Raw genomic sequence first — 23,450 nt, forward strand, 5'->3', positions numbered from 1 at the left:
AGGGGCCGTCGATGTCGTTTCCATCCCTGCGACTGAATTTCCGGGTTGTCGCCCTGCTGCTGGTGGCGCTCGCCGCCATCGCCGCCGTCCTGCACTTTGTCTCGCCGCTGACCGGCGACGGTGCGAATCCGGCGGATAGCGGCCCCTTCCAGATCGCCGATGTCGCCAACCGCGATTTCGAAGGCTCGCCGGCCCTGGCCATCAGCTTCACCCATCCGATGAGCAGCCGGGGTGGCTACGACGAGCAGATCCAGGTCTTCGAAATGCCGGCGCGCGCCGGGGATGGCGCAAAACAGCGTGACGAGGCAGACGAGGAAGAGGGCTACGGTGACAGCTCGACCCCGGTTGCCAATCCGCAGGTCAGCACCAAGCCGGAAGACGTCAGGACCGAGGGCGGCAAGCTGGTCAAGGGCGCCTGGGTGGTCGGCGACAATCCGCGCCTCCTGTACTTCCCGCACATCAAGCCACAAACCCGCTACGTGCTGCGCATCGCGGCCGGCCTGCCGTCGGCCGGTGGCCAGAAACTGAACGAGGAAGGGCGCTATTCCGTCCTCACTGCCACCGTGTCGCCGGCCTACTATTTCGCCAGCCGCGGCATGGTCCTGCCCGCCAAGCAGAACGGCGGGCTGCCCGTGGTCACTGTCAATGTGCCGGAAGTCGACATCCAGTTCCTGCGCGTCAAGCCCGACCAGTTGCCGCGTTTCCTCGACAAGGTGATCAGCGGGCCGCGCAAGCCGCCGAACCGCCGCCAGGACGACGACGGCGAATACGATTACGAAGAAGGCTACGACTGGCGCGCCACCGACCTCAAGGGCGCCGTCAACAACTGGTCGCTCGATGCCCTGCACAAGCTGACCGACAGCGTTTTCGTCGGCCGCTTCCTGACCGAGCAGAAGGCGAACAAGCGCAACGTCACCTTCATTCCGGTCGAGGACATCAAGGAATTGCGCGAGCCCGGCATCTACATCGCGGTGATGAGCCAGCCAAACCGCTTCCGCTACGATTACCAGGTAACCTATTTCTACGTCAGCGACCTCGGTCTCGCTACCCGGCTGTTCACCAAGGGCGCCGACGCCTACGTCAGTTCGCTGAGCAGCGGCAAGGCCGTTTCCGGCGTCGAGGTCAGCTGGCTGGATGAGAATGCCAAGGTCGTCGCCCGTGCCGAGACCGATAGCACCGGCCGTGCGGCATTTGTCGAACGCCCGGCCAGCGCCCGCGTCGTGGTTGCTCGCCAGGGGCAGCAGGTGTCGATGATCACCCTCAAGGAACCGGCGCTCGACCTGTCCGAATATGACGTGGCCGGCCTGCCCGGCCGCCCGGTGCGCTTGTTCGCTTATTCCGGGCGCAATCTCTACCGGCCGGGCGAGAAATTCGCGCTGTCGGTCCACGCCCGCGATGCCGACGGACGGCCGGTGGCGCCGCAGCCCATCCAGGCCATCCTGCGCCGGCCGGATGGTAAAAGCCAGTTCACGGCCACCTGGCAGCCCGACCCCAAGCTCCCCGGCTACTACCAGAGCACTATCGACTTGCCGGTCGATGCGCCGACCGGTTTCTGGACGCTGGAATTGCGCGCCGACCCGGCCGACAAGCAGGCGACGACCAGCTACCGCTTCGGCGTCGAGGAATTCCTGCCCGAGCGCATGAAGCTCGACCTGTCCAGCCAGCAGGCCTCCGTGGCGCCGGACGACACGCTGAACATCGCCGTCAAGGGCGCCTACCTGTACGGCGCGCCGGCGGCCGGCAACCAGTTGCTTGGTGTTGCGGTGTTCGAGCGCCAGAAGAATCCGCTGGCCCAGAAGCTGCCCGGTTTCGAGTTCGGCGATGCCAACGAGGACAGCCAGCGCGAACGCGTCGAGCTGGAGCAGAACGTCCTCGACGAAAACGGCAATCTGGAGCTGGGTGTCGATCTGTCGCCGGCCCAGGGCAAGCGTTCGCCCTATACGGTACGCACCACGCTGAGCCTGCTGGAGAGCGGCGGCCGCCCGGTGGTACGCAATTTCGAACGGGTCATCTGGCCGGCGCCGGTCCTGGTCGGCGTACGGCCGCTGTTCACCGGCGACTATGCCCGCGAAGGCAGCGTCGCCCAGTTCGAGGTGATCCGCGCCAACGCCGACGGCAAGCTGCACGGCGGCAAGGGCTTGCCGGTTCGCCTGTTCCGCGAGAACCGCGATTACTACTGGCGTTTCGACGATCAGCGCGGCTGGCATTCCGGCTTTACCGAAACCGACGAGCTGGTCGATACCGCCAGCGTGAGCGTTCCCGACGGCGGCCGTGGCAAGCTCGGCCTGCCGGTGAAGTACGGCCGCTACCGGCTGGAAATCACCGATCCCGAAACCCGCCAGACGAGCAAGTATCGTTTCTATGCGGGCTGGAGCGCGCGCAGCGACGAAACCCAGGGCGTCCGTCCGGACCGCGTGGCGCTGAAATTCGACAAGCCCGCCTACCGCGACGGCGATACGGCCAGGCTGACCATCACGCCGCCGCATGCCGGCGAGGCGCTGGTCACGGTCGATGGCGACAAGACGCTGTGGGTCAAGCGCACCTCGGTGTCGGCCGACGGCACCACTCTCGACATTCCGGTCGACAAGGAATGGAAGCGGCATGACCTGTACGTCTCGGTCAGCGTGCTGCGGCCAGGCGGTTCCGGCGAGAAGGTCACGCCGGCCCGGGCGCTCGGCCTCGCTCACCTGCCGCTCGACCGGGCCGACCGCAAGCTGGCGGTCAGCGTCGAGGCGCCGAAGAAAATGCTGCCCGAGACCAAGCTCAAGGTGAAGGTCAAGGCTGCCGGCGCGGCCGGCCAGAAAGCCATGGTCACGCTGTCGGCGGTCGATGTCGGCATCCTCAACATCACCCGCTTCACGACGCCCGATCCGCACGGCCATTTCTTCGGCAAGCAGCGCTACGGCGCCGATCAGTACGATGTCTACGGCCGCCTGATCGAGAAGATGGCCGGCCAGAAGGGCAAGCTGAAGTTTGGCGGCGACGCCGCGCCCAAGGCGACCAAGAGCCTGCCCAAGAAGGTCAGGCTGGTCGACCTGTTCTCCGGGCCGGTGCAGATGAACGAGCAGGGCGAAGCGGAAGTCGCGCTCGATGTGCCGGATTTCAACGGCACGCTGCGCCTGATGGCCGTTGTCGCCGCACCCGACCGCTTCGGCAGCGCCGAGGCGGAAACCGTGGTCGCCGCGCCGCTGGTCGCCGAGCTGATGACGCCGCGTTTCCTGACGGTCGGCGACAATGCCACCATCGCGCTCGATCTGCACAACCTGTCGGGCGAAGCGCAAAAGCTCAAGGTCCGCGTCATCAACGGCGATGGGCTGAAGATCCAGAATGCCGAGCGCGAAATCGATCTCAAGGACCAGCAGAAGCAGACTTTGCGCTTCGGCGTCGAGGCCGGAAACGCCTTCGGCCTGGCCGATGTGCGCGTCGCCGTGAGCAGCGCCGCCGGCCTCAAGCTGGAGCGCAGCTTCGGCCTGCAGGTCCAGGCCGCCACGCCGCAGCAACAGATCCTGAAGCTGCTGGCGGTCGGCCCCGGCGAAAGCGTCGACATCAAGGAAGTGGAACTCGGCGGCTTCGTCCGCAGCACCGTCCAGGCGCATCTGCTCATTTCCGACAAGGCGCCGATCGATGTGCGTGGTGCCATCCAGGGACTGCTGACCTACCCCTACGGCTGCGCCGAGCAGACGACGTCGACCGCCTATCCGCATGTCTTCGTCGATGAGGAAGGCGCCCGCCTGTTCGGCCTCAAGCCCTACAGCCGCGAGCAACGCGCCGACATGCTCGACAAGGTCATCGCCCGCCTCGGTGCCATGCAGGCGCCCAACGGCGGCTTCAGCTTGTGGGGCAACGTTTCCGAATACCAGTACTGGCTGTCGGCCTACGTCTCCAACTTCCTGCTCGATGCCCGCGAGCAGGGCTTCTCGGTGCCCGAGGCCATGCAGAAGAACGCCATGGATTTCCTGCTCAAGAACCTGCAGGAAGGGGCGGCCGGCTTGCCCAGCGGCAAAGTGACGTACCGCGACAATGGCTGGCAGGACTACCGCTTTGCCGGTTCCGGCCGTTTCGGGGTGCTCGCCTACGGCGGCTATGTGCTGGCCCGCGAGTCGAAGGCGCCGCTGTCCACCCTGCGCCAGATGTTCGAATTGCGCGAACAGGCCCACTCCGGGCTGGCCCTGGTCCATCTCGGCCTTGCCCTCAAGCTGATGGGCGACGAGACGCGGGCGCAGACGGCGCTGGCCGAAGGGGTGAAGAAGAGCCGCGATACCGGCTACTGGTGGGGCGATTACGGCAGTCCGCTGCGCGATGCGGCACTGTCCTTCGCGCTGCTCGAACGCCACAAGCTCAAGGTGGAGGGCAAGGACAATCTGGTGGCCGTGGCCGCTGCCGAGCTGGGCAAGAACCGCTACACCAGCACGCAGGAGAAGCTGGCGCTCTTCCTGCTCGGCCGCCAGTTCGCCGGCCAGCGTGAAGGCGACACCGCCTGGACCGCCGAGTTGGCGGGCAAGGAGCGTCCGGAAAACCTGAGCGCCACCGGCAGCGTGATCCGGTCGCTGAGTGCGGAGGCGCTGCAGGGCGGCTGGCGCGTCAAGAATACGCACAAGGAAAAGCTCTATCTGCAACTGAGCCTGAGCGGCAACCCGGCCAAGATGCCGGCCAATCGCGACGACGCCATTGCCTTGTCGCGCGACCTGTTCGAGGCCGACGGCAAGCCGATGAAGCCGCGCGTGCTGCGCGTCGGCGAATCGGTCATCGTCCGCATCAATGTCAATCCGCGCAGCTGGGTCAATACCGGCATGGTGGTCGACCGCATTCCGGCCGGCCTGGAGATCGAGAACCTGAACCTGGCGCAGGGCGAGGGCATCGCCAGCACGCTGATCGACAACGTCAATCCGGCCGAAGCGATGCGCGATCCGCGCATCCAGCATGTCGAGTTCCGCGACGACCGTTTTGTCGTCGCCGCCCGTTTGCAGGGCAAGCTCGCCCTGTTCTACCGGGCGCGCGTGGTCACCCCCGGCAAGTTCGTCTTCCCGCCGATCTACGCCGAGGACATGTATCGCCCCGACGTCTATGGCCTGGCCACCGGCGAAGCCACGCTGACGGTCAGCGATGGCAAGGAGGGCAAGGCGGGGGTGGCCAAGCCGTGATGCGGTTGTGCCGCGCTTGAGCTGGCCGCACATCCGGCGCCAGCGCCTGCATGGCCTGTTGCGCCGGCGCCGGGCCTGGCTGATTGGGCTGGCTTTGCTGCTCGCGCTGGTCGTTCTCGATGCGGTTTTCCCGCCGCCGGTGCCCGGGCGCGATGCGCCGCATGCCTTGCTCATCGTCGCCCGCGACGGCACGCCGTTGCGGGCCTTTCCCGATCGCGACCATGTCTGGCGCCATCCGGTCGCGCTCAGTGATGTCTCGCCGCTCTATCTCGCCGCGCTGGAAGGCTATGAAGACCGCTGGTTCCGCTGGCATCCCGGGGTCAATCCGCTGGCCCTGGCCCGTGCCGGCTGGCAATGGTTGCGCCATGGCGAGATCGTCTCCGGCGGCTCGACGCTGACCATGCAGGTGGCGCGCATCCTCGAACCGATACCGCGTACGCTGCCCGGCAAGCTGCGGCAGATCGTGCGCGCCGTGCAGCTCGAAGCGCATTACTCCAAGGACGAAATTCTCGGCATCTACGTCAATTACGCGCCGATGGGCGGCGTCCTCGAAGGCGTCGAGGCGGCCAGCCGGGCCTATCTCGGCAAGCCGGCCCGGCGCTTGAGCCATGCCGATGCCGCGTTGCTCGCCGTGCTGCCGCAGGCGCCGTCCCGCCTGCGCCCGGACCGCCAGCCGGCGCGCGCTCGCCAGGCGCGCGACAAGGTGCTGCAGCGCATGGCCGGCGTGTGGTCGGCCGCCGACATCGGCGATGCGCTGCAGGAGCCAGTGGTCGCCCAGACCGTGCGCGATCCGCTGCTGGCGCCGCTGCTGGCTGAACGGCTGCGCAAGGAGGCGGCTGGGCGCCAGCGCATCGATACCACGCTCGATGCCCAGGCCCAGCAGACGGTCGAATTGCTGCTCGCCAACCGCCTGGCCGGCTTGCCGCCCCGCGTCTCGATGGCCGTCCTGGTCGTCGACAACGAGACGCTGGAAGTGCGGGCCTACGCCGGTTCGGCCGATTTTTCCGATGCCGACCGCTTCGCCCATGTCGACATGGTGCGCGCCTCGCGCTCGCCGGGTTCCACGCTCAAGCCCTTCCTCTACGGCCTGGCCATCGACGAGGGGCTGATCCACTCCGAATCCCTGCTCGGCGACGTGCCGCAATCCTTCGGCGGCTACCAGCCGGGCAATTTCCAGCAAAGCTTCCACGGGCCGGTCAGCGTTTCCGAAGCGCTGACCAAGTCGCTCAACGTGCCGGCCGTCGAAGTACTCGACCGCCTCGACCCGAACCGCTTCGTCGCCGCCTTGCGCCGGGGCGGCCTGAAGCTCGATTTCCCCAAGGGCGAGTCGCCTAACCTGGCGGTCATCCTCGGCGGTGCGGGGACGACCCTCGAACAGCTGGTCGGCGCCTACACCGCCTTTGCCCGCCAAGGGGTTTCCGGCAAGCCGCGCTATACGCCGGAGGCACCCAGGGTCGAGCAGCGCATGCTGTCGGCGGGGGCGGCCTTCATCATCCGCGACATACTCGAATCCGGCGGTCCGGTCGGCCGCGCCGTCGAGGCCGGCAGCGGCATTCGGCGCGGCATCGCGTGGAAGACCGGGACCAGCTTCGGTTTTCGCGATGCCTGGTCGATCGGCGTGTCCGACCGCCTGACCGTCGGCGTGTGGATCGGCCGCCCGGACGGCACGCCCAATCCTGGCTTCTTCGGAGCCAATATCGCGGCCCCGCTGCTGGTCGATATCTTCAGCGCCCTCGATCAGCAGGCGCCGGCCCAGCGGACGCCTCCGCTGTCGGTGCGCCAGGAGAAAATCTGCTGGCCACTCGGTACCCGCTACGATCCGGCCGAGGAAGGGCTGTGTCAGCGGCAGGCCCTGGCTTGGCTGCTCAACGACACCGCGCCGCCGACTTTTGCCGACCGCTTGCGCAGCGGCGAGGCGCGCTACAGCTACGAAGTCGATGCTCGCAGCGGCTTGCGCACCACGGCAGAATGCACCGACCGACCGCGCCGGAAGATCGACGCTGTGCGCTGGCCGGCGGCGCTTGAGCCATGGCTGGGCGGTGATTTGGCGCGCAAGGCCCTGCCGCCGGCCTGGGACCCCGCCTGCCGGCGACAGTCCGACCCGGAAGCCGGCTTGCGCATTTCCGGCGTTACCTCTGGCGAAGTGATCAAGCGCGTTCGCCCCGATCAGGACCCTGTCCTGCGCCTGGAAGTCCGTGGCCAGCGCGGGCCGGTGTATTGGCTGATCAATGGTCGGTTGGCCGGCCATCGCCCGGCGCACCTGCCCTTCATCCATCGCCTGAGCGAGTCGGGGCGGGTTGATATCACGGTCATGGACGAGCAGGGGCGCTTCGACCGGGTCAGCTTCAGCGTTCGTTAACTGTCCGCCACGGTGCCCGCTATATACTCGCGGCTGACCCCTTAGCCCTCCGGATGACTGCCATGCATTTCCAATCCGTCACCTTCGATCTCGACGGCACCTTGCTCGATACCATTGCCGATCTCGCCGAGGCCTGCCGTCTGATGCTCGACGAAGTCGGCGCCCCGCAACGCACCCAGGCCGAGGTGCACAGTTTCGTCGGCAAGGGCATGGCCGTGCTCGTCGAACGCTGCCTGACGCACGACAAGGCGCCGACCGCCGAGGCGCTGCACGCCGCCATCGAATCGTTCAAGCGCCATTACACCGAGGTCAATGGCCGTTTCACCCAGGTCTACCCGGGTGTCATCGAGGGCCTCCAAGCGTGGAAAGCCGGCGGCCTGAAAATGGGCGTGGTGACCAACAAGCCGGGCATGTTCACCGAGGCGCTGCTCGAACGCATGGGGATGGCCGACTATTTTGACGTCGTCGTCTCCGGCGACACTACGGCGCACAAGAAGCCGCACCCGGAGCCCATCCTGCATGCCTGCCGCCTGTTCGGCGTGCGCCCGGATCGCAATCTGCATATCGGCGATTCGGAAAACGACATCCACGCCGCCCGCGCCGCCGGCTGCCCAACCTACTGCGTGCCGTACGGCTACAACGAGGGCAAGCCGGTGGACAGTGCCGATTGCGATGCGCTAGTATCCGACCTGTTTGCCGCCCACCGGCAGGCGCTCACTTTCAAGACCTCCTGACGAAATGACGACCTTGCATCACTGGAACATCGAGCTTCGTTGGCGCCGCTGGCGTCCCTGACCGCTCGTCCGTCTGGCGCTACTCCGGCGCACCCAGTTTTGCAACACCCTGTCATTTTCGAGGCTTCCCATGACTGAAACCGAATTCAACGCGCTGGCCGCGCAAGGTTACAACCGTATCCCCGTTTCGCTGGAGACGTTTGCCGATCTCGACACCCCGCTGTCGATCTACATGAAGCTGGCCAACGGTCCTTATACTTACCTGCTCGAATCGGTGCAGGGCGGCGAGCGCTTCGGCCGCTACTCGATCATCGGCCTGGCCGCCTCGACCCGCATCGTGGTCAATGGCCACCAGGTGCTGGTGCTGACCGGCAACCGCATTGCCGAGCGCGAGGACGACACCAATCCGCTCGACTTCATCGGCAAGTACATGCAGCGCTTCCGCGCCCCGCCGGCGAGCGGCCTGCCGCGCTTCTGCGGCGGCCTGGTCGGCTGTTTCGGCTACGACACCGTGCGCTATGTCGAAACCCGCCTGACCCGTACCCACAAGCCGGATGAAATCGGCACGCCGGACATCGGCTTGTTGCTCTCCGAGGAACTGGCCGTCGTCGACAACCTGTCCGGCAAGCTGACCCTGATCGTCTATGCCGAGCCCGGCTTCCCTGGCGCCTACCAGAAGGCGCGCAGCCGCTTGAAGGAACTGCTCGGCAAGCTGCGCACCCCGGTCACTCTGCCCTGCGAACAGCCGGTGCATTCCGAGCCGGCGGTGTCCACCTTCGGCGAAGCCGCCTTCAAGCAGGCCGTGCTCAAGGCCAAGAGCTACATCACCGAGGGCGACATCATGCAGGTGGTGCTGTCGCAGCGCATGACCAAGCCCTTCCAGGCCAGCCCGCTGGCACTCTACCGCACCCTGCGCAGCCTGAATCCGTCGCCCTACATGTTCTATTTCGACTTCGAGGACTACCACGTGGTCGGCGCTTCGCCGGAAATCCTCGTCCGCCTCGAAGGCGAGCGGGTCACGGTGCGGCCGATTGCCGGCACGCGCAAGCGCGGGGCCTCGCCGGAAGAGGATGCCGCACTCGCCACCGAACTGCTGGCCGACGAGAAGGAGCGCGCCGAGCACACCCAGTTGCTCGACCTCGGCCGCAACGACTGCGGCCGTGTCGCCCGCGTCGGTTCGGTGAAGCTGACCGAGAACATGATTGTCGAGCGTTACTCGCACGTGATGCATATCGTGTCCAACGTCGAAGGTAAGCTGCAGCCGGGCCTCGACGCCCTTGACGTGCTGCGCGCCACCTTCCCGGCGGGCACCGTGTCCGGTGCCCCCAAGGTGCGGGCCATGGAAATCATCGACGAACTGGAACCGGTCAAGCGCGGTATCTATGCCGGTTCGGTCGGCTACCTCAGCTTCAACGGCGACATGGACGTCGCCATCGCCATCCGCACCGGCGTCATCAAGGACCACAAGCTCCACGTCCAGGCCGGCGCCGGCATCGTCGCCGATTCGAATCCCGAATCGGAATGGCAGGAAACCCAGAACAAGGCCCGCGCCGTGCTGCGCGCCGCCGAACTGGCCGAGCAGGGGCTCGATACCCGCTTCAACTGAAGCCTGCACTGCCAGTCGAAAAAGCCGCCCACGGGCGGCTTTTTTCATGGTCCTGGCCTGTTGGCTGTCGGGAAACCGATGGCTGTAGGAGCGCGCTGTCGGAAAACCGACGGTTGGCTTCGTTTTTTGCCATTAAATCTTTTTAAAAACAGCTGCTTATGACGACTTTCGTTTCCGTTGTTCTTGGCATGGCATGTGCGTATGATGAAGCAACGTAGCCGAGGGCGGCTTCGCATTTGAGGAGACCTATAAAATGAAACGCATCGTTATCGCCGCTGCCGTATTGGCAGCCTGCTCCGCCTCCGCCATGGCGCAGGAGTCCCAGACCCTGAAGAAGATCAAGGACGCCGGCAGCATCACGCTGGGCCATCGCGAATCCTCGATTCCCTTTTCCTACTATGACGACAAGCAGCAGGTCATCGGCTATTCGCAGGAGTTGATGCTGAAGGTGGTCGATGCGATCAAGAGCGAGCTCAAGCTGGCCAAGCTCGACACCAAGCTGATGCCGGTCACCTCCGCCAATCGCATCACGCTGGTGCAGAACGGCACTGTCGATATCGAGTGCGGCTCGACGACCAACAACACCGAACGCCAGAAGCAAGTCGCCTTCTCGACCAGCATTTTCGTCATCGGCACCAAGCTGATGACCAAGAAGGATTCCGGCATCAAGGACTTCCCCGATCTGGCCGGCAAGAACGTCGTGACCACCGCCGGTACGACGTCGGAGCGCCTGATCCGCAAGATGAACGAAGACAAGCAGATGAAGATGAACGTGATTTCCGCCAAGGATCACGGCGAATCCTTCCTGACGCTGGAAACCGGCCGTGCGGTCGCCTTCATGATGGACGATGCGCTGCTCTACGGCGAAATGGCCAAGGCCAAGAAGCCGGGCGACTGGGCGGTGGTCGGTGCGGCCCAGTCGAAAGAAGCCTATGGCTGCATGCTGCGCAAGGACGATCCGGGTTTCAAGAAGGTGGTCGATGCCGCGCTGACCAAGGCGCTGACTTCCGGCGACGCCGAAAAGATCTACGCCAAGTGGTTTCTCAATCCGATCCCGCCCAAGGGCCTGAACCTCAACATGCCGCTCTCCGACGACATGAAGGCCTTGATGAAGGCTCCGAACGACAAGGCTTTCGAGTAATTCCGGCGCATTCCGGGGTGCCCGGCACCCCGGGGTGAAACTTCGGGAAAGGGGGTAAGCATGAGCTACCAATGGAATTGGGGCGTCTTCCTGCAGCCGTCGGCTTCGGGTGACGACACCTATCTGGGCTGGATGTTCGCCGGCTTCAAAATGACCATCGCGCTGTCCTTGACCGCCTGGGTCCTGGCGCTGCTGCTCGGCGCGCTGGTCGGCGTCCTGCGCACGGTGCCGAACAAGACGCTGGCCGGCATCGCCACGGCGTATGTCGAGCTGTTCCGCAACGTGCCGCTGCTGGTGCAACTGTTCATCTGGTATTTCGTGCTGCCCGAACTGTTGCCGGCCAGTATCGGCAATGCCTTCAAGCAGGCCAACCCGGTGTTGCAGCAGTTCCTCGCCTCGGTGGTCTGCCTCGGTCTGTTCACCAGCGCCCGGGTCGCCGAACAGGTACGCGCCGGCATCAACTCGCTGCCCAGGGGGCAGAAGAATGCCGGTCTGGCGCTTGGCTTCACGCTGCCGCAGACCTACCGCTTCGTGATGCTGCCGATGGCCTTCCGCCTGGTCGTCCCGCCGCTGACTTCGGAATTTCTCAATATCTTCAAGAATTCCGCCGTCTGCTCGACCATCGGCCTGCTCGAACTGGCCGCCCAGGGCCGTCAGCTGGTCGATTACACCGCCCAGCCCTACGAATCCTTCATTGCCGTGACGCTGTCCTACATCATCATCAACGTCACCGTGATGACTCTGATGCACCGCTTCGAGAAGCGCATCGCGGTGCCTGGCTATATCGGAGGGAAGTGAAATGTACGAATTCGACTGGTCCTCCATCCCTGGCGCCTTGCCCTTCCTGTGGGACGGCATGAAGATTTCGCTGGCCATCACCATCCAGGCGGTGGTTGTCGGCATCGTCTGGGGCACCCTGCTGGCCATGATGCGCCTGTCGTCGGTCAAGCCGCTGTCGTGGTTCGCCGCCGGCTATGTCAACCTGTTCCGCGCCGTGCCCTTGGTCATGGTGTTGCTCTGGTTCTTCCTGATCGTGCCGCGCTTCATCGAGACCCTGCTCGACTTCCCGCCGGGCAGCGACCTGCGCCTCAGTTCGGCGATGATGGGCTTTGCGCTGTTCGAGTCGGCCTATTACTCGGAAATCATCCGCGCCGGCATCCAGAGCGTGCCGAAGGGACAGGTCGCCGCCGCCTCGGCGCTGGGCATGACCTACGCCCAGGCCATGCGCCTGGTCGTTCTGCCGCAGGCCTTCCGCAACATGGTGCCGCTGCTCCTGACCCAGGCCATCATCCTGTTCCAGGACACCTCGCTGGTCTATGTCTCGGCCCTCGCCGACTTCTTCGGCGCCGCCTACAAGGTCGGCGACCGCGACGGCCGGCTGGTCGAACTGCTGCTCTTCGCCGGCGCCGTCTATTTCGTCATCTGCTTCGCCGCATCGCAGATCGTCAAGCGTCTGCAGAAAAAATACACCCCGGCCTGAGCGCCGCCCAAGGAGACATCCCATGATCCAGATCGCCAACGTCAGCAAGCATTACGGTAGTTTCCAGGTGCTCAAGGAATGCACCACTTCGGTCGCCAAGGGCGAGGTCATCGTCGTCTGCGGTCCGTCCGGCTCCGGCAAGTCGACGCTGATCAAGTGCGTCAATGGCCTGGAACCCTTCCAGTCCGGCGAAATCATTGTCGACGGCACCTCGGTCGGCGACCCCAAGACCAACCTGTCCAAGCTGCGCGCCCGCGTCGGCATGGTGTTCCAGAACTTCGAGTTGTTCCCGCACATGAGCATCACCCAGAACCTGGCCATCGCCCAAGTCAAGGTGCTCGGCCGCAGCCAGGATGAAGCCATGGACAAGGGGCTCAAGCTGCTCGACCGGGTCGGCCTCAAGGCGCACGCCGCCAAATACCCCGGCCAGCTGTCGGGCGGCCAGCAGCAGCGCGTGGCGATTGCGCGGGCGCTGGCCATGGACCCGATCTGCATGCTGTTCGACGAGCCGACTTCGGCCCTGGACCCGGAAATGGTCAACGAAGTGCTCGACGTGATGACCGAACTGGCCCACGAAGGCATGACCATGATGTGCGTGACGCATGAAATGGGCTTCGCCAAGCGGGTGGCCGACCGCGTCATCTTCATGGACCAGGGCGCCATCGTCGAGGACGACAGCAAGGAGACGTTCTTCGCCAATCCGCGTTCGCAGCGGGCGCAGCACTTCCTCGCCAAGATCCTGCACCACTGAGCGCGCCCGGGGCATAGTCGAACATGGTAGATAGCCTGAACCGGCTGGCGATCAGCTTTTTTCTCGGCGGGCTGATCAGCCTGCTGACGATCACCAATCCGTTGTCGAAGATTCCGGTCTTCCTGTCGCTGGCGGCCGACCTCGAGGTCGGCGCCACGTCGCGGGAAGCGCGGCGCGCCTGTTTTTACGGGTTTTTGCTGCTGACCGTAGGCTTGTTCGCCGGCGTCTTCATTCTCGAGGCCTTCGGCATTTCTTTCGGCGCCCTGCGCATCGCCGGCGGCCTGACCGTGGCGCTCATCGGCTACCGCATGCTGTTCGGCACCAGTGACGCCGCGCCGGCCGGCGGCAACGGCAGCTTCGCCTTCTTCCCGCTGGCCATGCCGGGCATCGCCGGGCCGGGGGCGCTGGCGACGGTGATCGGTATTTCGTCGGAGATCGCCGAACTGTCCGGCGGCATGCGCCGCGTCACCGCCTATGCCGCGACCGTGGCCAGCATTGCCATCACCTGCCTGGTGATCTGGCTGGTCCTCCATTCGGCGCGCTGGGTGTCGCGCCATCTCGGTGCCGAGGGCCTCAACGTCGTGGCCCGCCTGACCGGCTTCCTGCTGGTCTGCATCGGCGTCCAGTTCGTCGGCTCCGGGGTGCGCACTTTCATGGCTGGCGCTTAGCGGCCCCGCCGTGCAGCACCGAGCATGAACCGTCCCAAAGCCTTATTACCGACCACCCTGCCGCAACCGCATCGGGCGCTCGGCCTGGCCGTGCTGCTGGTCGTCCTGTTGCTGCTCGGCCTTTTCTCCTATCGCCTGTCGGAGCATTTCGGAATCGAGCGGATGCGCGATGCCGCCAGCCACCAGCTGGACATCCTGGCCTCGGCGATCGATAGCGAAGTCACCCGCCACGCCTCGATTCCCAGTGCTGTCGAGCTGAATCCGGACATTCTCACCCTGCTGCGGGCGCCGGCCGAAGAGCAGGATGTCCATCAGGCGGCGGCCAACCATTTCCTGCAGAAACTGAATGACCACCTGGGCGGCCCGGCCATTTTCGTGCTCGACACCAGCGGTCGCGTCGTCGCCTCCAGCGACTGGATATTTTCCGACAACCTGCTGGGCGCCGATCTGTCCTACATGCCGTTTTTCCGCAACGCAGTGCAGGGCACGCCGGCCCGCCATTACGCGGTCGATTCGGTGCGCCAGGAGCCCGGCTATTACTTCGCCCTGCCGGTGCGCGACGAAAAGCAGGATTGGCGGGTGATCGGCGTCGCCGTCGTCAAGTCCGGCCTGCACGAGCTGGAACGGCGCTGGCTGGCCCAGGAGGCCCCGGCCCTGATCGTCGATAGCAACGACGTGGTCCTCCTCGCCTCGCCGCCCGAGTGGCGCTATGCGACGCTGCAGCCGAAGGAACATGCGGCCCTGGACCAGATCGGGCGCCAGCAGTTTGCCGGCCACCCGCTCGGCGAACTCAGCCTCGATATCGACCTGAGCGGGGCCGGAGACGGCGTGCTGGTCCGCCTGCCCAAGCACCTGCGCGGCGACTTGCAGGGGGTCAAGGGCGAGCGCCAGTATCTGGCCCTGTCGCGCAACCTGCCGGGAACGGCGTGGCGCATCGTGGTCTTTTCCGACCTGCGCCCGGTCGGTGTGCAGGCCGCCACCCATGCCGCCCTCAGCGTCGCCGCCTTCGGCTGCCTGTTGCTCGGTGTCCTCTACGCCCGTCAGCGCCGGCGTCTGGCGCGCGGCCGGGAAGAGGCGCGGGCCTTGCTCGAACGGGCCAACCAGGAACTCGAACGCAAGGTCGAGGAACGTACGGCCGATCTGTCGGACGCCGTCGCCGGCCTGCAGCGCGAGGTGGGCGAACGCCAGCGCGCCGAACAGATCCTGCGCGCCGCCCAGGACGAGCTGGTGCAGGCGGCCAAGCTGGCAGTGCTCGGGCAGATGGCCACCGGCATCACCCATGAGCTGAGCCAGCCGCTCGGGGCGATCCGCGCCCTGGCCGCCAACGCCGTCGAATTCATGCGGCGCGGCGACATGGCGACCACCGAGAAGAACATGGCCATCGTCGAACAGTTGATCGAGCAGATGGGCAACATCATCGGCCAGTTGAAGACCTTCGCCCGCAAGTCGCCGGCCGTCAATTCGGCGGTCGACGTGGCGCAGGCCGTGGATGGGGCGCTCTTCCTGTTCGATGCCCGCCTGCGCCGGGAGGGCGTCACGGTAGACCGCAATTTGGCATCCGGCGCCTGGATCGCCTGGTGCGACCGCAATCGCCTTCAGCAGGTGCTGGTCAACCTGATTGGCAACGCGCTCGACGCCATGCAGGGCGAGGCGGTGCGCCGACTTTCCTTCTCGGTCGATCGGGCCAGTTCCGGGCAACTGGCGCTGGCGGTTGCCGATAGCGGCTTCGGATTTACGGAAGAGGCACTGACCCGCCTGTTCGAGCCTTTCTTTACGACCAAGCAGCCGGGCGAGGGCCTGGGGCTTGGCTTGACCATTTCGCGCGACATCCTGCGCGATTTCGGGGGCGACCTGCTGGCCGGCCCCGCGCCGGGCGGCGGGGCGCGCTTCGTCGTGCTGTTGCCGCCCTTTACCGGCGAAGACCAGGAAAAACCATCATGAAAATGCCCCTGCAAGTCCTGCTCGTCGAGGACGACCCGAATGTCCGCCTCGGCTGCGAGCAGGCGCTGCAACTGGCCGGCATCCCGGTCGTCGCCACCGCCTCGGCCGAAGAAGCCGAGCGCCGCCTGACCCCGGATTTCCCCGGCATCATCGTCACCGACATGCGCCTGCCGGGCATGAGCGGCATGGATCTGCTGTGCCGGGTGCGCGACAAGGACGCCGACCTGCCGGTGATCATCATCACCGGGCACGGCGATGTCACCCTCGCCGTCGAGGCCATGCGCAACGGCGCCTACGACTTCATGCAGAAGCCGTTTTCCATCGACGACCTGGTCGACGTCGTGCGGCGGGCGCTGGAGAAGCGCGAACTGGTCCTCGAGGTCGAGTCCCTGCGCCGCCGCCTGGATTACCGCGACGACCTGGAAGCGCGCCTGATCGGCCGTTCGCCGCAGATGCAGAAGGTGCGCCGCCTGATTCTCGATGTTGCCACTGCGGCGGTCGATGTGCTGATCGTCGGTGAAACGGGGACCGGCAAGGAAATGGTCGCCCGCTGCCTGCACGACCTGGCGCGCCCCGGCCAGGAAAACTACGTCGCCATCAACTGCGGCGGCATGGCCGACAACCTGCTCGACAGCGAGCTGTTCGGCCATGAGCAGGGTGCCTTCACCGGTGCGCAGAAGCGGCGCATCGGCAAGATCGAGTACGCCAGCGGCGGCACGCTGTTCCTCGACGAGCTGGAAAGCATGCCGATGAACATGCAGATCAAGCTGTTGCGCGTACTACAGGAACGGGTGATCGAGCGCCTGGGCTCGAACCAGCTGATTCCGGTGAACTGCCGCGTCGTCGCGGCCAGCAAGGAAGACCTGAAAGTTTGGTCGGAGCAGGGCAAGTTCCGCGCCGACCTGTATTACCGGCTCAATGTGGTGCGCATCGAACTGCCGCCGCTGCGCGAACGGCGCGAGGACATTCCGGCGCTCTACGACAGCTTCCTGCTCCAGGCGGCCAAACGCTACAACCGGCCGCCGCCACCCCTGACCCCGGAAACCCTGCGCCGTCTGATGGCTCAGGACTGGCCAGGCAATATCCGCGAATTGCGCAACGCCGCCGACTGCCATGTGCTCGGCATCGGCGGCCAGGTCATCGGCGCCAGCGAAGCGCCATCGCTGACCGAGGCGGTCGAGAACTACGAGCGTTTGCTGATCGACGACGAGTTTTCGCGCCAGCAGGGCAATATCCAGCGTACGGCCGATGCGCTGCGCATCGCCCGTACCACGCTGCACGACAAGCTGAAGAAATACGGCTTGATTTGAACGATGGCTTGGCGGGGGTAGGTCTCTTCGCCGCCAGCGGGCGTTGCCATGCCGATCAAGTCAGCACGGCAACCACCGTTTCGTTTAGGCGACGCGCTTAGAAGGCGTACTGATAGCCCAGCGCCAAGCCGTAGGCCGAGTCGCCAGGATTGACCACGTAGTTGCCGGCGGAGCTGGTGCCCATCGGAACCAGGGCCGAGCCGGCGGCGTTCTTGTGCGCCGAGACGATGCCATAGACGCGCGACTGGGCACTGATGCTTTCCACCCAGCCGGCGGTGGCGACGCGTCCCTTGTCGTTCGGGCTCGCATCCGCGGTGCGCCCCTCGGCGTAGGCGAGCAGCAACTGGCCGGTGGGGGTGGCGGCGGTGCGGCTGCCGACCATCCATTCCCGGCGAGCGGTGTTGATCCCGTTGTCGTTGTCGGTCGTCGCCCGGCCGAAACCGGCCAGCAGCTTGGTGTTGCGGACCTGGTAGCTGGCGCCGACAAAGGCGTTCTTGACCACCGCCGTTGCCGTGCCGTTGTGGTCGTCGCGCTGGTAGGCGCAGGTCAGGCCGAGCGGGCCGTTTTCGTAATTGACCGCCAGCGCGGCGGCGTCCGAGCTCTTGCCGGTTTCGCCGCCCAAGGCCAGCATGGCGGTGGCGCTCAGACCGGCCCAGGTTGGCGTGGCGTAAACGAGGGCGCTGTCGAAGCGAGTGCCGCCGGTGCTGACGTTGCCGTCGGTGGTCGGCGAGCCGTAGCCCTGTTCGAAGGCGTCGTAGGCGATGACGCTGTTGTACATCGGCGAATACTGGCGCCCGGCGGTCAGGCGGCCCCAGGTCGTGCTTTCGACGCCGGCGTAGGCCTGGCGGCCGAAGAAGCGGCCGCCCTGGGCGAGGGTGCCCTTGTTGGCGAAGAAGCCGGCTTCCAACTGGTAGATGGCACGCAGGCCGTCCTTGATGTCGGCGCCGCCCTTGACCCCCAGGCGGCTGCCGTTGAGGCCGCCGGATTCGAGGGCGAGGCGGTCGCCCTTGTTGCCGCCGGAGTTGTATTCGGTGAACAGGTCGAGCTTGCCGTAGAGCGTGGCGCTCGGGTTGCCGCCCAGCGCCGTGCCGGAGAGCAGGGGAACGCTGTTCGCCGCCGGGCGCGGCTCTTCCTTCTTGGCCTCGAGTTGGGCGATCCGGTCCTGTAGTTTCTGCAGGGCCTGTTTCATGTCGTCCAGTTCGCTGGCCTGAGCGGTGAGCGGGGACAGGCTGGCGATCAGGCCGGCACCGGCCAGGGCAATAACGATTTTCTTCATGTGCTTGATCCTTATTCTCGGAATGAATGCCTCCCTGCCGGCAGCGAAGCGCTGCAGCATGTGCGGTCGGGCAGGGGAGCTTGCGCTCAGGCCGGCATCACGGCCGGCCCGGGCGATCTAGTGTTTGCTAGTGGGGTGAGGCAGGGGCGGGAACTCAGTATTCCCAGAAAATGCGCTGCAGTTCCTTGCTGTCGCTGGTCTTGGTCAGCGCTACAGCGGCCAGGATGCGTGCCTTCTGCGGGTTCAGGTCGTGGGCGACGATCCAGTCGTACTTGTCGTCCGGCTGTTCGGCATTGCGCACGACGAAGCCGCCGGCATTGACGTGCGATGAGCGGATGATCTGCACGCCCTTGCCGCGCAGTTCGCGCAGGGCGGGGACGACGCGGTTGCTCACCGAGCCGTTGCCGGTGCCGGCGTGGATGATGGCCTTGGCGCCCTTGTCGGCAAAGGCGCGATAGGCGGTGTCGTTGGCATTGCCCTGGCCGTAGGCGATTTCGACCAGCGGCAGGCTGGCGATCTTGTCGATGTCGAATTCGGAATTGACCGTATGGCGCTTGGCCGGCAGGCGGAACCAGTAGTTCTTGCCTTCGACCACCATGCCGAGCGGGCCCCACGGGCTCTTGAAGGCTTCGGTCTTGATGTTGATCATCTTGGCAACGTCGCGGCCGCTGTTCAGTTCGTCGTTCATGGCGACCAGTACGCCCTTGCCGCGGGCATCCTGGCTGGCGGCCACGCTCACCGCGTTGAACAGGTTGAGCATGCCGTCGGCCGACATGGCGGTGCCCGGGCGCATCGAGCCGACGACCACGATGGGCTTGTCGCTATGCACGACCAGGTTCAGGAAGTAGGCGGTTTCCTCGAGGGTATCGGTGCCGTGGGTGACGACGATGCCGTCCACGTCGCCTTGCTTGGAGAGGGCGGCAACGCGCTTGGCGAGGGCGAGCAACTGCTCGTTGGCCAAGCTTTCGGAAGCGATCTGAAAAACCTGCTCGCCGCGTACGCTGGCCACCTTGGCCAATTCGGGGACGCCGGCAATCAGTTTGTCGACCGGCACCTTGGCGGCCTGGTAGGTGGCGCTGTTGGTCGCTTCGGCGCCGGCGCCGGCAATGGTGCCGCCGGTGGCCAGGATGACGACGTTGGGCAGCCCGGCCCAGGCGGCGACGGATGCGAGCAGGCCGGCGGCGACGAGCAGGCAACGGGAAAGCTTGCGGTTCAGGTTCATTGAGTCTCCTTGTTGATCTGAGTGGAAACCGGAGGTCGGTTCCGTGCCATCTGCATTGCACGTGGCGTGCCAGCCGAGGCGGGCAGATCGGAGACGCGTCAAGTCATTGATTTGACGGGGCAGGGTGGCCGAGCCTTCGGCCATGCTCCGGTGATGAGCTGTCGGTGTGCCGTGGGAGCGCTGCCCCACGGCCTCGGGTTTCCGATATCACCAGATTGGTTGGGGCACGTTGAGCGTACCCCCCGAGGATCAATCCGGCTTGTGCCAGGCCTCGTCGATAGCCAGCGCCGGGGTCTGGCGGGCGGAATAGGACAGCACGGTGCCCGATTCGAAATAGATGCGGGCGAGCAGTTCGGACAGCACGCCGGTGGTGATGAAGTGCACGCCGGCGATCAGGGTGCCGATGCCGACGATGAGCAGCGGGCGGCCGCCGATCGATTCGCCGAGGCCGAACTTGACCCAGCCCAGCCAGCCGAGGACCAGTCCGGAGAGGGCGGTCAGCGCCAGGCCGATGCTGCCGAAGAAATGGCCGGGGCGGGCGCGGAAGCGCATGAAGAAATAGACGGCGATCAGGTCGAGGATGACGCGGAAGGTGCGCGAAATGCCGTATTTCGACACGCCGGCCGTGCGCGGGTGATGCGTCGTCGCTTCCTCGGCGATGCGGCGCGGCGTGGTGACGGTGGCCATCCAGGCCGGGATGAAGCGGTGCATCTCGCCATACAGGCGGACGCGCTTGATCACATCGCCGCGATAGGCCTTCAGGCTGCAGCCATAGTCGCGCAGCTTGACGCCGGTCATGCGGGCGATCAGGCGGTTGGCGATCTTGGACGGGATTTTGCGCAGGAAGAGGCCGTCCTGGCGGTTCTGGCGCCAGCCGGCGACCAGGTCGAGATCCTCGTTGAGCAGGCGAGCGACCATGCGCGGGATGTCGATCGGATCGTTCTGCAGGTCGCCGTCCATGGTCACGATCACGTCGCCGCGCGCCGCATCGAGGCCGGCCTGCATGGCCGCCGTCTGCTTGAAATTGCGGGTTAGTTCGACGATGCGGACGTGCGGGCCGTATTCGCGGGCGCTCTGCAAGGCGCGCTCGACCGTCGCATCGCTGCTGCCGTCATCGACCAGGACCAGTTCCCACGGATGCTCGTAACCGACTAGCGCCTCATGCACCCGCTTGACCAGCGGCGCAATATTGTCTTCCTCGTTGTAGAACGGGACGACGATGGACAGGCTGTGCGGAGGGATGGCAAGGGCGGCGGTCATGGGCGAATCCGGCTGGAAAGGGCGCATTTTAACCCGAACGGGATCGCCGGCCATGGTTTGCCGTCGTTCTGGCGTGTTCGGGGCACGTCGAACGGTAGTCCATAAGGTAGAATTTAGAGCTTACGAAACAGGCAAGGAATCAACAGCATGCTGCTGATGATCGACAACTACGATAGCTTCACCTACAACATCGTCCAGTACTTCGGCGAGCTGGGCCAGGATGTGAAGGTTTTCCGCAACGATGCAATCACGCTGGCCGAGATCGCCCGCTTGAAGCCCGAATACCTGGTGATTTCCCCCGGCCCCTGCGCCCCGGCCCAGGCCGGCGTTTCGCTGGCGGCCATCAAGGAATTCGCCGGCAAGATACCGTTGCTCGGCGTCTGCCTCGGCCATCAGGCCATCGGTGAAGCCTTCGGCGGCAAGATCGTGCATGCCAAGCAACTGATGCACGGCAAGGTGTCGCCGGTGCACCACAAGGATATCGGCGTCTTCCGCGGCCTGCCCAACCCGCTGACCTGCACCCGCTATCACTCGCTGGCCATCGAGCGCGAATCGCTGCCCGATTGCCTGGAAATCACCGCGTGGACCGATGACGACGAAATCATGGGCGTGCGCCACAAGACGCTGGCCGTCGAGGGGGTCCAGTTTCACCCCGAATCGATCCTGACCGAGCGCGGCCATGATCTGCTCAAGAACTTCCTCGAGGAACACAAGCAATGACCCCGCAAGCCGCCCTGCAGCGCGTCATCGAACACCGCGAAATCTTCCATGACGAAATGGTTTCCCTGATGCGCCAGATCATGAGCGGCGAAGTCACGCCGGTCATGATCGCCGCCATCATCACTGGCCTGCGCGTCAAGAAGGAGACCATCGGCGAGATCGCTGCTGCCGCATCCGTGATGCGCGAGTTGGCGACGCCGGTCAAGGTGCCCTACGACAAGCATTTCGTCGATATCGTCGGCACTGGCGGCGATGCAGCGCACAGTTTCAACATTTCCTCGACCTCGGCCTTCGTCGTCGCTGCCGCCGGTGGCAAGGTGGCCAAGCACGGCGGGCGCAGCGTGTCGTCCAGTTCCGGCAGCGCCGACGTGCTGGAAGCGATCGGCGCCAACATCATGCTGTCGCCCGAGCAGGTTGCCGCCTGTATCGCCGAAACCGGCTTCGGCTTCATGTTTGCGCCGAACCACCATAGCGCGATGAAGCACGTCGCTCCGGTGCGCCGCGAAATGGGGGTGCGTACCCTGTTCAATATCCTCGGTCCGCTGACCAATCCGGCTGGCGCCCCCAATACCCTGATGGGCGTCTTCCATCCCGACTTGGTCGGCATCCTCGTGCGCGTCATGCAGCGCCTCGGCGCCGAACGCGTGCTGGTGGTGCATGGCAAGGATTGTCTCGACGAAATTTCGCTGGGGGCCGCCACCATGGTCGGCGAATTGAAGGACGGCGAAATCCGCGAATACGAGATTCACCCTGAAGATTACGGTGTGCAGATGCAGTCCTTGCGCAACCTGCGCGTCGGCAGCGCCGGCGAATCCCGCGAAATGCTGCTCGGCGTTCTCGCCAACAAGCCTGGGCCGGCGCGCGAGATCGTCTGCCTGAATGCCGGCGCCGCACTTTATGTCGCCAATGTCGCCGACAGCATCGGCGATGGCATCACCCGGGCTCGGGAAGCCATCGCCAGCGGCGCGGCACGCGCCAAGCTCGATCAGTTCGTGCAATGCACACAACGTCTGGGCACTAAGTCATGAGCGATATCCTCAACAAGATCATCGCCACCAAACGCGAAGAAGTCGCCACTGCGCTCGCCGTCAAGCCGCTCGCCGTTGTCGAGGCCGAGGCGGCTGCGCAATCGGCCACCCGGGATTTTGTCGGTGCCATCCGCAACAAGATTGCCGCTGGCCGTCCGGCTGTCATAGCCGAAATCAAGAAGGCCAGTCCCTCGAAAGGAGTAATCCGTCCGGATTTCCGGCCGGCGGAAATCGCCCGCAGCTATGAACAGCATGGCGCGGCCTGTCTGTCCGTGCTGACCGATCGCCACTACTTCCAGGGCTGCCCGGAATATCTGCAGGCTGCCCGCGCCGCCTGTGCCTTGCCGGTGTTGCGCAAGGACTTCATGGTCGACGCCTATCAGGTCGCCGAAGCGCGGGCGATGGGGGCGGACTGCATCCTGCTCATCGCCGCTGCCTTGAACCTGGCCGAAATGCAGGCCCTCGAAGCGCAGGCCATGGGCTACGGCATGGCCGTACTGGTCGAAGTGCACAACGGTGAAGAGCTGGATGTCGCGCTGCAACTGAAGACACCGCTGCTCGGCATCAACAACCGCAACCTGCGCACCTTCGAGGTTACGCTCGATACAACGCTCGGCTTGCTATCGCGGATTCCCGACGATCGCATCGTCGTCACCGAAAGCGGCATCCTGAAGCCCGAAGATGTTGCCCTGATGCGTGCCAACCAGGTCGAAACTTTCCTGGTCGGCGAGGCTTTCATGCGTGCCCCGGAGCCGGGTGTCGAACTGGCTCGTCTATTCGTTTGAGCGTGTTGCGCTAAAACAACAAAACCTG

At 65.3% G+C, this 23,450-nt stretch carries 17 protein-coding genes; 14 read left to right on the forward strand and 3 right to left on the reverse strand.

The window, feature by feature from the left end:
* Positions 1 to 11: 11 nt before the first annotated feature.
* From LZ012_RS05910 to LZ012_RS05960, 11 genes are all read left to right on the forward strand, one after another.
* The gene (locus LZ012_RS05910) at positions 12 to 5,141 is read left to right on the forward strand and encodes an alpha-2-macroglobulin family protein (protein WP_275708558.1); all 5,130 of its coding nucleotides are present in this window, start codon (positions 12 to 14) and stop codon (positions 5,139 to 5,141) included.
* A gap of 16 nt (positions 5,142 to 5,157) precedes the next feature.
* Entirely contained in the window at positions 5,158 to 7,500 is a 2,343-nt protein-coding gene (pbpC, locus tag LZ012_RS05915) for a penicillin-binding protein 1C (RefSeq protein WP_275708560.1), read from the forward strand.
* Between the two features lie 62 nt (positions 7,501 to 7,562).
* Positions 7,563 to 8,234, forward strand: coding sequence for a phosphoglycolate phosphatase (locus LZ012_RS05920; RefSeq protein ID WP_275708562.1), 672 nt, complete (start codon positions 7,563 to 7,565; stop codon positions 8,232 to 8,234).
* Between the two features lie 130 nt (positions 8,235 to 8,364).
* A complete protein-coding gene (gene trpE, locus LZ012_RS05925) occupies positions 8,365 to 9,840 on the forward strand; it encodes an anthranilate synthase component I (protein WP_275708564.1) in 1,476 nt (491 codons plus the stop codon).
* A gap of 253 nt (positions 9,841 to 10,093) precedes the next feature.
* Complete coding sequence (locus LZ012_RS05930; RefSeq protein WP_275708566.1) at positions 10,094 to 10,981, forward strand: glutamate/aspartate ABC transporter substrate-binding protein; 888 nt, start codon at positions 10,094 to 10,096, stop codon at positions 10,979 to 10,981.
* Positions 10,982 to 11,041: 60 nt separating this feature from the next.
* Complete coding sequence (locus tag LZ012_RS05935; protein WP_275708568.1) at positions 11,042 to 11,779, forward strand: amino acid ABC transporter permease; 738 nt, start codon at positions 11,042 to 11,044, stop codon at positions 11,777 to 11,779.
* Between the two features lies 1 nt (position 11,780).
* Positions 11,781 to 12,461 carry a glutamate/aspartate ABC transporter permease GltK gene (gene gltK / locus LZ012_RS05940; RefSeq protein WP_275708571.1) on the forward strand — a complete coding sequence of 227 codons (681 nt, stop codon included), beginning with the start codon at positions 11,781 to 11,783 and terminating at the stop codon, positions 12,459 to 12,461.
* Between the two features lie 22 nt (positions 12,462 to 12,483).
* Positions 12,484 to 13,212: an amino acid ABC transporter ATP-binding protein gene (locus LZ012_RS05945; RefSeq protein WP_275708573.1), complete on the forward strand. Its 729-nt coding sequence runs from the start codon at positions 12,484 to 12,486 to the stop codon at positions 13,210 to 13,212.
* A 23-nt stretch (positions 13,213 to 13,235) separates the two neighbouring features.
* The gene (locus tag LZ012_RS05950) at positions 13,236 to 13,880 is read left to right on the forward strand and encodes a MarC family NAAT transporter (RefSeq protein ID WP_275708574.1); all 645 of its coding nucleotides are present in this window, start codon (positions 13,236 to 13,238) and stop codon (positions 13,878 to 13,880) included.
* A gap of 24 nt (positions 13,881 to 13,904) precedes the next feature.
* The gene (locus LZ012_RS05955) at positions 13,905 to 15,821 is read left to right on the forward strand and encodes a sensor histidine kinase (protein ID WP_275708576.1); all 1,917 of its coding nucleotides are present in this window, start codon (positions 13,905 to 13,907) and stop codon (positions 15,819 to 15,821) included.
* Complete coding sequence (locus tag LZ012_RS05960; RefSeq protein ID WP_275708578.1) at positions 15,818 to 17,131, forward strand: sigma-54-dependent transcriptional regulator; 1,314 nt, start codon at positions 15,818 to 15,820, stop codon at positions 17,129 to 17,131. Before LZ012_RS05955 ends, LZ012_RS05960 begins: the two co-directional genes overlap by 4 nt.
* 97 nt (positions 17,132 to 17,228) lie before the next feature.
* Here the strand turns inward: LZ012_RS05960 and LZ012_RS05965 are convergent, their stop codons facing one another.
* From LZ012_RS05965 to LZ012_RS05975, 3 genes are all read right to left on the reverse strand, one after another.
* Entirely contained in the window at positions 17,229 to 18,407 is a 1,179-nt protein-coding gene (locus tag LZ012_RS05965; protein ID WP_275708580.1) for a porin, read from the reverse strand.
* Positions 18,408 to 18,561: 154 nt separating this feature from the next.
* A complete protein-coding gene (locus tag LZ012_RS05970) occupies positions 18,562 to 19,629 on the reverse strand; it encodes an asparaginase (protein ID WP_275708582.1) in 1,068 nt (355 codons plus the stop codon).
* A 249-nt stretch (positions 19,630 to 19,878) separates the two neighbouring features.
* Positions 19,879 to 20,889: a glycosyltransferase family 2 protein gene (locus tag LZ012_RS05975; RefSeq protein ID WP_275708584.1), complete on the reverse strand. Its 1,011-nt coding sequence runs from the start codon at positions 20,887 to 20,889 to the stop codon at positions 19,879 to 19,881.
* Between the two features lie 147 nt (positions 20,890 to 21,036).
* Here LZ012_RS05975 and LZ012_RS05980 point away from each other — a divergent pair, with 147 nt between their 5' ends.
* Genes LZ012_RS05980 through trpC form a run of 3 tightly spaced genes read left to right on the forward strand, consistent with a single transcriptional unit; the run spans position 21,037 to position 23,422 of the window.
* Positions 21,037 to 21,609: an aminodeoxychorismate/anthranilate synthase component II gene (locus LZ012_RS05980; RefSeq protein WP_275708587.1), complete on the forward strand. Its 573-nt coding sequence runs from the start codon at positions 21,037 to 21,039 to the stop codon at positions 21,607 to 21,609.
* Complete coding sequence (gene trpD / locus LZ012_RS05985; RefSeq protein ID WP_275708589.1) at positions 21,606 to 22,637, forward strand: anthranilate phosphoribosyltransferase; 1,032 nt, start codon at positions 21,606 to 21,608, stop codon at positions 22,635 to 22,637. The genes LZ012_RS05980 and trpD overlap by 4 nt, the downstream gene beginning before the upstream one ends.
* Positions 22,634 to 23,422: an indole-3-glycerol phosphate synthase TrpC gene (trpC, locus tag LZ012_RS05990; RefSeq protein ID WP_275708591.1), complete on the forward strand. Its 789-nt coding sequence runs from the start codon at positions 22,634 to 22,636 to the stop codon at positions 23,420 to 23,422. The genes trpD and trpC overlap by 4 nt, the downstream gene beginning before the upstream one ends.
* Positions 23,423 to 23,450 lie beyond the last annotated feature (28 nt).

Origin of the sequence: Dechloromonas hankyongensis (assembly GCF_022012295.1) — a bacterium.
In the GTDB taxonomy this organism is placed as follows: domain Bacteria; phylum Pseudomonadota; class Gammaproteobacteria; order Burkholderiales; family Rhodocyclaceae; genus Azonexus; species Azonexus hankyongensis.